Genomic DNA, 12,667 nt, shown 5'->3' on the forward strand with positions numbered 1-12,667 from the left:
TTACTTCTCTCTATTAATCTTTACGCATCAACAAATCTTTCTGTTTGTCCAACGTGCCGCGTAATCGTAATATTGCCTTGGAATGTAACTGGGATATACGAGACGGAGAAAGAGACATAACCTCAGCAATTTCACTAAGAGAAAGATCTTCGTAATACAATAGTGAAACAACCGTTCTCTCTTTTACCGTCAACTTGTCAAGCCCTTGCACCAAAGCTTCCTTCAAATAAAACTCATTCACTTTATAATCCGGATTTTTGGCTTTCTCATCCACCATCAAAGACAGACGAGTCTCAGACTCTTCCTCACGAATTGGGTCCTCCAGCGAGCAAAGTGACATGACTGCCACTTCCTGAAGCATATGTTGAAAATCTTTAGTGGATACGTCCAAGTACTCGCTCATTTCCTCATCACTAACAGACCTGAGATAACTTTGTTCCAGCTGTTGGTAGGCGTCTTCGATTCGCTTGGCCTTCTCCCGCACAGAACGCGGAACCCAATCACCTTGACGCAGACCGTCAAGAATGGCTCCGCGGACCCTCCATGATGCATAAGTTTCAAATTGCAGACCACGTTCATAGTCGAACTTCTCCAATGCATCAATTAAACCCATAACGCCATTGCTTTCCAAGTCATCCTTGGGAACATTTTTGGGCAAACCCACAGCCAGTCGACCGGATACATAATTTACAATATGAAGATACTTTTCAATCAAAGTTTTCTTGGCTTCAAGATCTCCATGTTCTTTCCACTTTTCCCACAGATCAGAATGGTTCAAATGTGAAGCTTTACGCTCGTTCAATTGCTTTCACCCTCCTTATTTGTCTGTCAGGTGACGAACGGCCTGCGCCAATTCCTCCGGATCCTTGGTCCGGACAAGTTTAGGCGGATCCAAAGGGGCGAATCCCGTTGGAGCTTTCGTCTCAGATGGCGGAAGATCGTCCCCAGATGAAGCGGTTCTGTCCACTCTTGAGCAAATCATTCAGCTCTTGTCCATCGTCTTCGATTTTAATGTCCACCTGTGAACCTCTTTGATCTTGAGCATTTGGTGAATCATAACCATACCCATTTCCCTCGATCTGAGGGTTCAGCAGCAATCCCAATCCCCAGCGTAAACCATATGCAAGGACAAACCAGGCTACGAATCCGATCAATCCGCGAATTAAACTGGTCATCAGCACATTGCTGCTGTATGCTACAAAAAAAGTAAGAATAAACCCAACGATGCCTGCTCCAAGATTAATGCGGTAGTTTCCTATCATAGTCTTATAGTTCCTTTACACCCATTTGTACACTTCGAATAGTCAAAAGTCCAGTTTCACAATCCATCTCAATCGTTCGTCCATAATTCCCACCCGTATCTTCTGCTAGAAGAGGGATGTTGAGTTTTTGAAGCCACTCTCGACAAGAATCTGCATTCCTTGGCCCAATGCGCATTGTATCTCCAGCGCCAGCAAAGGCAAACATCTGAGAGCCTCCGGCCATTTTAGACACAATACGTGAGTGAGAAGCGCCTAGTTTTATCATCTTTTCCAAAAGCTCAGGCAACGCCGTATCCGCATATTTCGCAGTGTTCAGTTTCCCTTCACGGGCGATCTCTGAAGTAGGAAGCATGACATGCGCCATTCCAGCCAGCTTCAAATGTGGGTCATACATTGTTAATCCCACACACGAACCCAAGCCAGTCGTACGGATCACACCAGGAAGATGAGCGATGTTTAAATCCGCCATACCGACTTTAACGACGCTTTTGTCCTCAATCATGGCTCAGTGGCACCCCTAGCGATTCAAATATCTTTGCAAAGGATGGTGGATCCGGAATGAGGAAAAACTGACCCTCCACTTGATCTTCACCTTCAAAGAAAGATGTGTCAATCAACAATGCAGCGTCCCCCATCTCGCCAAATTGCAGCAAACCATAACTTAGAATGGCACCTGCCATGTCGATGGCAAGTCCTGGAACAGTTGGATACATAGACAACTTTGTGAAATCTGCCAAAGAAGAGAGATAGGATCCGGCCAAAATATTTCCAATTTCGGAAAGCGCTGATTGTTCCATATCTGTAAAAGCGAGCCCTTCTTTCAGATCAAACCCTGCAAGTCTATTCAACAACATTTTAGCAGCCTCTGGTGTCATCATAAAGAAAAGATTTCCCGGTGCTTCGCCTTCTACACGAAGAAACACGGTAACCACGATGCGTTCATCTCCGCCCACTTTTTCGGCAACTTCTTCAAAAGGGAGCATTTGTACTGTAGGTACACCCATGTCAATCGGTCTGTTGAGGAGTTGAGACAACGCCGTTGCGGCGTTGCCTGCTCCAATGTTACCGACCTCTTTGAGCACATCCATCTGGAATACCTCAAATCGGTTGAACATCTCCACGGTACTAGCCCTCAACACTTTCCAGCTGTACAATCTCGCTTTTATTTAATACTTCATTTAGGTTGAGCATAATCAACAAGCGTGAATCCTCCAATTTAGCAACACCTCGCAGGTATCTCGCTTTGACGCCGCCAACCACTTCTGGCGGGCTATCGATCGCACTGCTCTTGATATCAATAACATCATTGGCAGAATCTACGATAAAGCCAACTTGCATGTCGTCTACACCTACGATAACAATACGAGTCTGATCCGTGTATTCCGTTTCCGGAAGGGAGAAACGACCGCGTAGATCAATGACTGGAATTACAACACCGCGTAGATTAATAACTCCTTTTACAAAGGAAAGTGTTTTGGGAACACGGGTAATTGGCATCATGCGCTCAATCGTCTGAACCTTGTCTACCTCAATACCATACTCTTCGGAACCCAATTTAAAGACGATGACTTTCAACTCTTCTTCCATGTAAAAAACCTCCCTATTAAATGTAAGACTTAGCTCTATGCTTATTTAATAAATGCATTAGGATCAAGAATCAGGGCTACTTGTCCATCTCCGAGAATGGTTGCTCCAGAGATTCCTTCAATAGCAGGAAGATAGGTTCCCATTGATTTGAGAACAATCTCACTTTGTCCAATAAATTCTTCAACAGCTACGGCTGCAAGACGGTCGCCTTTGCGAATCACGACAATTTCTGTTTCCTGCTCATCAGCGTCATTGAAATCCGGTACGGAGAAAACTTCGCTCAAAGACAAGTACGGAATCAGTGACTCACGGAACGTGATCATTTTATTGCCGTGAATATTACGAACTTGCTCACGTTGTACAATGGCCGTCTCTACAATGGAGGACAACGGAACAGCGTATTTCTCTGAACCAAGTCGTACAAGCATTGCAGCAATAATGGATAGAGTCAACGGAAGCTGAACAGAGAAGTTCGTGCCTTTGCCTGGAGTTGAATGAATCGTTACATTACCGCCAAGCGAAGTAATCTTCGATTTTACTACATCCAAGCCAACGCCCCGGCCAGAGATATCCGAGATAATATCAGCAGTACTAAAACCAGGTGCGAACAACAGTTGGTTCACTTCATCGTCACTCATCTTGGCACCTTGTTCTTCGGTTACAACACCACGTTTGATCGCGGTTTTCAAAAGCTTGTCGCGATAGATACCTTTACCATCATCTTCAATCTCGATAAATACGTGATTTCCACTGTGGAAGGCACGCAGGTTTACTGTACCCATCTCTGGTTTACCTGCAGCTACACGCTCTGCAATGGATTCCACACCATGGTCAACCGCGTTACGCAGTAAATGCACAAGCGGATCACCAATCTCATCAATTACCGTACGATCCAGTTCCGTTTCAGCACCTGTAATCACCAGATCGATTTTTTTATCAAGTGTCTTAGCCAGATCACGGATCATGCGCGGGAATCGATTAAATACGGTATCTACCGGAACCATCCGCAGTTTCAGTACAATATTTTGCAAATCTGTGCTAACTCGACTTAAATGAGCTACTGTATCGGATAGATCATTGTTGCCTGTTTCACTGGCCAGTTGCTCCAGACGTGAACGGTCAATCAACAATTCACTGAACAGGTTCATCAATACGTCGAGACGTTCAATATCCACACGAATGGTACGTGAAGGTGCAGCAGCTTGCTTCGGTGCAGCTGTTTTAGCTGGTGCCGTTGTGGCTTCTTCTTTGGGTACAGAATTCTTATCCGGCGAAGCAACCTCAGCTACAGCTGTTGGAGCGGGTGGCGCTTCAACTGTAGCTGCTACCTGATTGGCCATCTGCTGAAGAGTCTCCTGATCCAGTTGAATGAGCTTTGCACTTTCAATTTCAGAGATACTCATGATGCCTTCTTCCAGTTCGTGCGCCTCTTTAGTTGTTATGTAATACAACGAGAAACTGCGCTCAAACTTCTCCTGCTCAATATCCTGAACGGATGGGTAAGCCTTAACGACTTCACCTGAACGTTCCAGCATATCAAAGACCATATAAGCCCGTACACCTTTTAACTGGCTATGCTCGCTAACAAGCACATCCACGTAGAACACACGATGACCTTCGGCGATCGACTGATCCAGCACTGAATATTGGAATTCATCCAGCTCCACAGCCGAAGAGATTGAAACGTTAGTCGGCTTGTTTGTTTCTGTAGCAGGTCCATTTCCGTTTGTCATTTCACCATTTTCAATGGCCTGAAGTGAAGCTACGATTGACGATACATCTGCTTTACCTTGTCCACCTTCGGTAATATCCTGAACCATGGTTTCCAAAGCGTCCAGACTCTTGAACATGGTATCAAAAATGTAATCCTTCATTTTCAACTTCTCATTACGAACCATATCCAACACATTTTCCATTTTATGTGTCAGTGATGCCAAATCTTCAAAGCCCATAGTTGCTGCCATACCCTTCAAGGTATGAGCAGAGCGGAATATAACCTGAACTATGCCCAGGTCTTCCGGATTGCCTTCAAGTTGAAGCATGTTTTCGTTAAGCGATTGCAGATGATCATTAGACTCATCAATAAACATGGATAAATATTGGTTCATGTCCATTGTGAGGCACCTCCTCCGTGAGTTACACTCCGTTATTTCACTGCTTGAACAAGTTTAGAAGCAATCTCCTGCAATGGCAGAAGATGACGAACGCATTGCAGCTCTACAGCAGAACGCGGCATACCATATACAACACATGTTTCTTCATTCTCGGCAAAGGTTGATGTAACTCCAGCTTCGTATAATCTCTTCATCATACGTGCTCCATCACTTCCCATTCCCGTTAGCAAAACAAGATGCCTTTGTAAAGATGTAAACGGCAGAAGTGACTCAAACATCGTATCCACTGAAGGTCTATGTCCATTCACTGGTTGATCTTCAGTCAGCTTCACGATAAACTTCCCGTCTGCTGTTTTGTTAACTTTCACATGGAATCCGCCGGGTGCTATATAGGCGGTTCCTTTTTTCAGAACCATGCCCTCTTCAGCTTCAACCACATGCAGTGGACTGAATGTATTCAATCGTTGAGCCAGAGAACGTGTGAAATTGGGCGGCATATGCTGCACAATAATGACTGGTGCAGGCAAATCAGCAGGCAACTGCTCAAGCAATGTCTTGAGAGCCCTCGGTCCACCCGTAGAACAACCTATTGCCACAAGTTTGTTGAATGGTCCTTCCAGCCCCCCTCCACCTTTGGGGACAGGATTGGGCTTGATTACATCCTTGGCTTTTGCAGAGGCAGAGGTTGCCGCTATTTGATCAGCTGCCACTCTAGCTGCATTAGGTAGTCGAACTTCCTTTGGAGTCTGTACTGGATTAGCTGACCTCACTGCTTTTTCTGCCTTCGTCCCCAAATTGCGCTCAGCTTTTGGCAATGGCTCCGGTTTGTTCTCTACGCGACCTGGTTTTGAAGGTGACACTGGTTCAATTGGTTTCTTTGATTTGGCCTGAAAGGCTTCAGTCCGCTCTCGAAGAGAGCGTTGACTCGTTTGGACAGGTTCGATCGTTTTTTTCACAGGCTCCGCTGGATCCCTGACCGGCATTTCTTTCTGCACTGGCTGAGTTGGGGAAGCAACTGCTCCTCGCAACATGTCTCTATTTTTCATGGATAACTCACGATCAGCTTTTCTTTTGATCTCATTCATCGCAGCACGCATGCGCTCAACCAAGGCTTTACCTACTTGAGCAATATCCTGGTCATGTGAAATAGATGGTTTGCGAATAAAGTCAAATGCCCCGGCTTCAAGCGCCATAATGGTTTCTTTCATGCCTTGTTCATTGATACCAGAGAGCATAATCACAGGAACGAAGGATTCCTTCATAATTGATTTTAATGCATCCAACCCATTCATTTCGGGCATCTCAACGTCCATTGTAATAATATCGGGTTTCAATTCTAGTGATTTTTGAATCGCTTCTCTACCGTTTGATGCCGTTGCCGTAACCTTGAATTCCGGATCCGCTTGGATCAAATCCGTAACAATCTTACGCATAAAAGCGGAATCATCGACAACCAATACTTGATACACCGCCATGTTGTGTCACCCCTGTTTCCTTTATTCAGAAATCATGTTGTCCGTTTAAGCCACTTATTCATAAATCCCCTGATTCCTGTCAAGGTTCCGGATCCCGGAGTTGCAGGTACAGCCAGATAACGAAGAGCAAGTTTCTCTATATCTTTGGAGGCTTTGGCATTCGGATAAGCCAGACTATAGGGCATTTGCCTTTTAACCGCCTTGACTACCTGGGCGTCTTCTGAAATATACCCAAGCAGCGGAATATCCGTCTGCAAAAACCGCCTCGCCACTCCAGCTATTTTTTCTGCCACCCGTTCCGCTTCTCGTTCGTCTTCCACCCGGTTAACGATCATCCGAAAGGGCGTAGCATTTTCCTGGCCGTGCATAACTTTGACTAAAGCATAAGCATCGGTTATTGAAGTCGGTTCAGGTGTAGTTATAATCAGGCATTCATCAGCAGCACCGATGAACTTCATATTCTCTCTGGAGAGTCCTGCCCCAGTGTCAAAGATGACATAATCCATTTCCTGGGCAATATCCTCGACTTGACTGGCGAAAAACTCCAGATCACGATCTGACAATGAGAACAACTCTTTCATGCCCGATCCTCCAGCAATGTAAGGCAAGCCACTGGCACCCAGTTGTATGATTTCCCTTATGGATTTTTGTCGGTACAACAGGTGGTAAAGATTATAGGAAGAAGACGTACCCATAAGAACATCAATATTAGCCATTCCAATATCGGCATCAAATACAAGTACCTTTTGCCCCAAAGCCTGCAATGCCAAGGCAAAGTTCAGTGTGAAATTGGATTTACCAACGCCTCCCTTACCACTGGCCACAGTAATGATTTTTGAGGATCGAATATCTCGCTCAATGCCTTCCAATTCCAATGGCGCGGAGACCATACTTCGAAGTGCAGCTGCCTGATCCTTCATTGTGACCATTCTCCCAGCAACTGTTTAGACAACGAATCTGCATCTGGTTTCAACAAATCGTCCGGAACATTTTGTCCATTTGCCACATATGCGAGCTTGAGTGGAAAACGGTGTAACAAGTTAAATAGCGGACCGCAGCTCCCAGTCTCATCCATTTTGGTGAAAATCACCTTATCCAGACCATATTTACTGAAATGTTCCGTGATCTGAACCATATCAGCACTTTTGGAGGTCATGCTCATGACCAGAAAGGTTTCGCTATTCTCTACAGGAGCAAGCAAACTTTGCAGTTCCGAAACAAGTAATTCATTTCTATAGTTTCTACCCGCTGTATCCATAAAGATCAAATCACAATTCTCTAATCGAGAAATGGCACGTTGTGTATCACCGGGCGATTGCACCACCTCAAGTGGAACATTCAGTATAGATGCATACGTTCTAAGCTGTTCTACTGCCGAAATCCGATACGTATCTGATGTAATGAATCCAACTTTACGCTGTTTTTTGAACATTTGTTCAGCGGCTAATTTCGCAATTGTCGTCGTTTTCCCTACACCGGTTGGTCCAGCTACATAGACGATTCGCGTGGTAGGAAGAATGCCTTCTTCAATACGTTGCTCCAAAAAGTGCATGACCTCAAGCTTCACCACTTGTTCTACATCCTGTTCTTTCAATCCATCCTCAGACCATTTTGCTTGAATTGAATCAAACCAGGATTCCCATACTTCAGGCCAGACATCTTGTTCTGTCAAACGTTCTCGGATCGTATGCAGTTCCTCTGGCACAGGGTCCGCAGAAGTACCTTGCTTTGAAAGCCTAGTCACCATTTGTTTAAGATCTTGCAATTCAGTCATCAACTTATCCTGCTGCAGGTCTGAACCTGTTGGCTTTGGACCAGTTGTTGAACCCGAAAAATCCGCCCCTTGCGGTCGCGGTTTATGATCCGTGCTCGAAGAACCTGAGCCGCTGTCTATGTCTGAACCGATTTTACGCGATTCAAACACAGACGGGGCAGCAGCAGATTGGTCCTGTAAACTTTGATCAGCTGTATTCGTTGTAGCCGACTCATCAGAAGCCGCAACAAACGAACGAGCTGTTTGCCGATAAGCCTCAGGTACAAATGCACGAGGTACAGGTGTGAATTGATTTTGTACTGGCTTTGTTGTTTGCTTGTTTTCTTCCTTATCCACTGCAGCTACAACTTCAATCCTTTTTTTACGAAACATTCCCAGCACACCGCCCACCTTAATCTCTTTGGTGGACAGAATAACGGCATCACTTCCCAGGTCTTTGCGAATTTGAAGCATAGCTTCGGGCATGGTCTCAACAACGTATTGTTTTACTCTCATAAGTTCACCACCCCGATACTTTGAATTTCAACATTCGGCTCCAACTCGCTGTAGGAAAGCACAGGAATGTCCTGCATAGTACGTTCAATAACCTGACGCAGATACATCCGAATGGTTGGAGAAGTTAATACAACAGGTTGTTGACCTGATTGAATCAATCGGTTCACTTGTTCACTCAGCTTCTGATATACACTTTGTGTAGATACAGGGTCTAGCGCAAGATAACTGCCTTGATCCGATTGTTGCACACTTTCAGCAATTTTCTTCTCAAGACCAGGTCCAACCGTGATCACTCGAAGTGTCTCACCTTTCTGTGAGAACTGCTGAGTAATCTGACGTGAGAGGGATTGTCTGACGTATTCAGTCAGCACATCAGGATCCTTCGTATACGTACCATAATCAGCCAGTGTCTCGAAGATGGTAACCATATCCCGAATAGATATTTTCTCACGCAATAACTTAGCAAGCACTTTCTGTACATCACCAATGGAAAGTAGAGAAGGGATCAGTTCATCCACAAGGGCAGAATAGTTCTCTCTGAGATTATCCACAAGTGCTTTTGTCTCTTGTCTTCCAAGTAACTCATGCGCATGTTTCTTAATCAGTTCCGTGAGATGTGTAGCCACAACGGAAGGCGGATCAACGACCGTATATCCTGCAAGTTCGGCTCTGTCTTTGGTTACTTCATCAATCCATAGTGCCGGAAGTCCAAAAGCAGGTTCTGTCGTTTCAATACCTGTCACAGACTCCTCATCATAGCCAGGACTCATGGCAAGGTAATGATTCAACAACAGTTCTCCGCCACCTACCACATTACCCTTGATTTTGATAACATACTCATTAGGTCTGAGCTGGATATTATCTCGAATCCGTATGACCGGAACGACCAACCCCAGTTCAAGAGCACACTGCCTCCGAATCATAATGATCCGATCCAATAAGTCCCCACCCTGCTGATTATCAGCAAGCGGTATTAAACCATAACCAAATTCAAACTCAATAGGGTCCACCTGAAGCAGGTTAATTACACTTTCAGGACTTCTAACCTCTTCAATCTGCTGTTCTTCTTCCAACTGTTCTTCCGCTACTTGTTTCAAATTCAGATTATTCTGCATACGCCACGCGGCATATGCCAACACACCTGCCAACGGAAGTGTAGTAATAACATGAATTGGTGTGAAGAAACCGAGCATGGCAATAACGAAAGCTACGATATAAATAAGTATTGGATATGTAAACAGTTGCCCCGTAATATCATCTGCCAGGTTTCCTTCTGAAGACGCTCTGGTGACGATAAGTCCTGCTGCTGTGGAAATAAGCAAAGCAGGGATTTGGCTTACCAGTCCATCTCCGATAGTCAATACAGAGTACGTTGACATTGCATCTGCAAAAGCCATCCCATGCACAGTCATACCGATTATAAATCCACCAATGAGATTGATCAGGAGGATGATAATACTTGCAATTGCGTCACCTTTTACGAATTTACTTGCTCCATCCATCGCTCCATAAAAATCGGCTTCACGTTCAATTTTGGAACGACGCTCACGAGCTTGTTGCTCGTTGATTAGACCCGCATTCAGATCCGCATCAATACTCATTTGTTTACCAGGCATCGCATCGAGGGTGAATCGGGCAGCAACTTCAGCTACACGCTCAGACCCCTTTGTAATGACGATAAACTGAACGACAACGAGGATCAAAAACACGATAAATCCAATCGCAATTTGCCCTCCAGCAATCCAGCTACCAAAGGTAGCAACTACGGCTCCGGCATCCCCATCACCAAGGATTAGCTTGGTTGTCGAAATGTTCAGTGCCAGTCGGAATAGTGTAGTGATCAACAGCAAAGCTGGAAAAATAGAAAACTGCAACGCTTCTTTGCTGTTCATTGCAACAAGGAGTATCATCAGTGCAATTGAAATATTGACGACCAGCAACAAGTCCAACAGCCAGGTTGGGATCGGAAGAATCATCATCAACACAATGCCAATGATACCCGCAAGGACAGCTATATCTTTAATCTTCAATGAATGTACGGCCTCCGATCCCCTTTTATTTCGTTCTGCCCTTTAGTTTATATACATAAGCCAGCACTTCAGCTACCGCTTGAAACAAATCGGCCGGTATAGCGTCACCAATCTCGGCTCTCTGGAACAATGCCCGTGCCAGCGGCTTGTTTTCCATGGTAATAACACCGTTTTCTTTGGCAATTTCCTTAATACGCAAGGCGACATAATCCTGACCTTTGGCAATAATCTGTGGTGCCTCCATCTCGGAACCTTCATACTTTAGCGCAACCGCAAAGTGAGTTGGGTTCGTGATGATTACATCCGCATTCGGCACTTCCTGCATCATGCGCTGCATAGCCATACGACGCTGGCGTTCCCGGATTTTACCTTTGATCAGCGGATCACCTTCCATTTTCTTGTACTCGTCTTTGATGTCTTGCTTGGACATACGAATCTTCTTCTCATGGTCATATTTCTGATACATGTAATCAAATATCGCAAGTATCATTAATGCCACTGCAATCTTGATACCAAGACTTAAAGTGATCGATGCAGCGAAATGTAAAATAGCATCCAATGAAAAATGAGAAAGTGAAGCAATATCTGACTGGTAGCCTTTAATTGTACTGTAAACGAGATAACCGATAATCGACATTTTCAAAATGGATTTAGCAAATTCCACTAATGAGCGGAGAGAGAATATATTTTTGAAACCTTTAATCGGGTCCAGTTTCTCAAGTTTTGGCTTCAAACCTTCCCCTACAAGAAGAAAACCAACTTGCATGTAGTTAACGATCAAAGCAACAAGTAACGCACCCAGCAAAACGGGAGCGATCAATAACAAAACTTCAATGCCATAGCGCATCATAAGCGCCATCACATTCTCTCCGGTGATATCCATACTCAATCGATTGATGAAGATATCTGTAAACAGACGAACTATACGTTCTTTATAGAAATTGCTGAATACCATCATGATCAAAAACACGATTAGGAGAATGGATGCGCCAGATAGTTCAGCGCTTTTTACAACCTGTCCTTTTTTTCGTGTATCCTGTCTCTTTTTCGGGGTAGCTTTCTCCGTCTTCTCCCCTGAAAATAACTGGAGGTCGAGTTGAAGTTTCATCCGTGTCTTTTCCTCCGTTTCACTCAGCCGGGCCTTTGTCCAATGGTTCCAAGCAATTTTTCCATCGATCTGAATATCGCTTCGAACAATTGACTAAATACAAAGGAGAAACTGGGAACCAGCAAAAGCAAAATAGCAAGACCAACGAGTAACTTAAGCGGCAACCCAACTGCAAATACATTAAATTGAGGAGCAGTTTTGGCCAAAAAACCCAATCCAACATCCGTCAAAAACAACGCAACTACAATCGGAGCCGACATCTGAAAAGCCAGCATAAATGATTGACCTAAGGTCTGAATCAAAAATTCAGCAATACTTCCATCTGCCAACCGTAGGAAAAACACATTAGATAATGGTACCCACCGGTAACTGTAAACTATCGCATCCAGCAAATAATGGTGACCATTCATCGTCAGAAACAGAAGCATAGCAAATGCATACTTCAAGTTACCCGTAAGTGGAGCTGAAGCACCTGTCATTGGATCGTATACATTGGCCATACCAAAACCGATCTGTAGATCGATAAAGGTCCCCGCAGTCTGAACAGCCGTCATCAACAGATAAGCCACAAAACCTAAAAGCAAGCCAATTAGAATCTCTCTGATGATCAATAAGACATAACTCAGGTCTGTGGGTACGGTCTGGTCTATTCCGTAAATCAGATAGACAGATAATGTGACAAATGCAGAGATACCTATTTTAACTGAAGCCGGCACATTTCGAGCCGAAAAAACTGGCGCAGTTACAAAAAATGATGTGATTCGACAAAACATAAGCAGAGCGACAGGGAAACTTTGCAACAATGTCTCCATCTGCTAAAGC

At 44.5% G+C, this 12,667-nt stretch carries 12 protein-coding genes; all 12 read right to left on the reverse strand.

Translation table 11 applies throughout. The annotated features are described in order from the left end of the window. Positions 1-13 precede the first annotated feature (13 nt). The gene (locus QF049_RS12100; protein WP_017689160.1) at positions 14-802 is read right to left on the reverse strand and encodes a FliA/WhiG family RNA polymerase sigma factor; all 789 of its coding nucleotides are present in this window, start codon (positions 800-802) and stop codon (positions 14-16) included. 121 nt (positions 803-923) lie between these two features. After that, positions 924-1,262, reverse strand: coding sequence for a hypothetical protein (locus QF049_RS12105; protein ID WP_307537678.1), 339 nt, complete (start codon positions 1,260-1,262; stop codon positions 924-926). 4 nt (positions 1,263-1,266) lie between these two features. Continuing rightward, on the reverse strand, positions 1,267-1,764 hold the full coding sequence (locus QF049_RS12110) for a chemotaxis protein CheD (RefSeq protein ID WP_017689162.1): 498 nt from the start codon (positions 1,762-1,764) through the stop codon (positions 1,267-1,269). Continuing rightward, positions 1,757-2,377 (reverse strand): chemotaxis protein CheC, encoded by a 621-nt coding sequence (locus QF049_RS12115; protein WP_091034987.1) that lies wholly within the window; start codon positions 2,375-2,377, stop codon positions 1,757-1,759. The genes QF049_RS12110 and QF049_RS12115 overlap by 8 nt, the downstream gene beginning before the upstream one ends. A gap of 10 nt (positions 2,378-2,387) precedes the next feature. Beyond that, positions 2,388-2,849 (reverse strand): chemotaxis protein CheW, encoded by a 462-nt coding sequence (locus tag QF049_RS12120; protein WP_036609340.1) that lies wholly within the window; start codon positions 2,847-2,849, stop codon positions 2,388-2,390. Between the two features lie 41 nt (positions 2,850-2,890). Then, complete coding sequence (locus QF049_RS12125) at positions 2,891-4,963, reverse strand: chemotaxis protein CheA (RefSeq protein WP_307537681.1); 2,073 nt, start codon at positions 4,961-4,963, stop codon at positions 2,891-2,893. Between the two features lie 32 nt (positions 4,964-4,995). Further along, a complete protein-coding gene (cheB, locus tag QF049_RS12130) occupies positions 4,996-6,438 on the reverse strand; it encodes a chemotaxis-specific protein-glutamate methyltransferase CheB (RefSeq protein ID WP_307537683.1) in 1,443 nt (480 codons plus the stop codon). A 32-nt stretch (positions 6,439-6,470) separates the two neighbouring features. Continuing rightward, complete coding sequence (locus QF049_RS12135; protein ID WP_017689167.1) at positions 6,471-7,358, reverse strand: MinD/ParA family protein; 888 nt, start codon at positions 7,356-7,358, stop codon at positions 6,471-6,473. Continuing rightward, positions 7,355-8,707, reverse strand: a complete 1,353-nt coding sequence (flhF, locus tag QF049_RS12140) for a flagellar biosynthesis GTPase FlhF (RefSeq protein ID WP_307537685.1) — start codon at positions 8,705-8,707, stop codon at positions 7,355-7,357. Before flhF ends, QF049_RS12135 begins: the two co-directional genes overlap by 4 nt. Then, positions 8,704-10,737, reverse strand: coding sequence for a flagellar biosynthesis protein FlhA (flhA, locus tag QF049_RS12145; protein WP_017689169.1), 2,034 nt, complete (start codon positions 10,735-10,737; stop codon positions 8,704-8,706). The genes flhF and flhA overlap by 4 nt, the downstream gene beginning before the upstream one ends. Positions 10,738-10,762: 25 nt before the next feature. Then, on the reverse strand, positions 10,763-11,845 hold the full coding sequence (gene flhB / locus QF049_RS12150; RefSeq protein WP_176872693.1) for a flagellar biosynthesis protein FlhB: 1,083 nt from the start codon (positions 11,843-11,845) through the stop codon (positions 10,763-10,765). A 23-nt stretch (positions 11,846-11,868) separates the two neighbouring features. Next, positions 11,869-12,657: a flagellar biosynthetic protein FliR gene (gene fliR / locus QF049_RS12155; RefSeq protein WP_036609353.1), complete on the reverse strand. Its 789-nt coding sequence runs from the start codon at positions 12,655-12,657 to the stop codon at positions 11,869-11,871. Positions 12,658-12,667 lie beyond the last annotated feature (10 nt).

This window comes from Paenibacillus sp. W4I10, assembly GCF_030816325.1.
In the GTDB taxonomy this organism is placed as follows: domain Bacteria; phylum Bacillota; class Bacilli; order Paenibacillales; family Paenibacillaceae; genus Paenibacillus; species Paenibacillus amylolyticus_B.

Coding starts and splice junctions, on each gene's coding strand:
- QF049_RS12105 (WP_307537678.1), bottom strand. CDS start 1,262: ATGATAGGAAACTACCGCATTAATCTTGGAGCAGGCATCGTTGGGTTT.
- QF049_RS12110 (WP_017689162.1), bottom strand. CDS start 1,764: ATGATTGAGGACAAAAGCGTCGTTAAAGTCGGTATGGCGGATTTAAAC.
- QF049_RS12115 (WP_091034987.1), bottom strand. CDS start 2,377: ATGTTCAACCGATTTGAGGTATTCCAGATGGATGTGCTCAAAGAGGTC.
- QF049_RS12120 (WP_036609340.1), bottom strand. CDS start 2,849: ATGGAAGAAGAGTTGAAAGTCATCGTCTTTAAATTGGGTTCCGAAGAG.
- QF049_RS12125 (WP_307537681.1), bottom strand. CDS start 4,963: ATGGACATGAACCAATATTTATCCATGTTTATTGATGAGTCTAATGAT.
- cheB (WP_307537683.1), bottom strand. CDS start 6,438: ATGGCGGTGTATCAAGTATTGGTTGTCGATGATTCCGCTTTTATGCGT.
- QF049_RS12135 (WP_017689167.1), bottom strand. CDS start 7,358: ATGAAGGATCAGGCAGCTGCACTTCGAAGTATGGTCTCCGCGCCATTG.
- flhF (WP_307537685.1), bottom strand. CDS start 8,707: ATGAGAGTAAAACAATACGTTGTTGAGACCATGCCCGAAGCTATGCTT.
- flhB (WP_176872693.1), bottom strand. CDS start 11,845: ATGAAACTTCAACTCGACCTCCAGTTATTTTCAGGGGAGAAGACGGAG.
- fliR (WP_036609353.1), bottom strand. CDS start 12,657: ATGGAGACATTGTTGCAAAGTTTCCCTGTCGCTCTGCTTATGTTTTGT.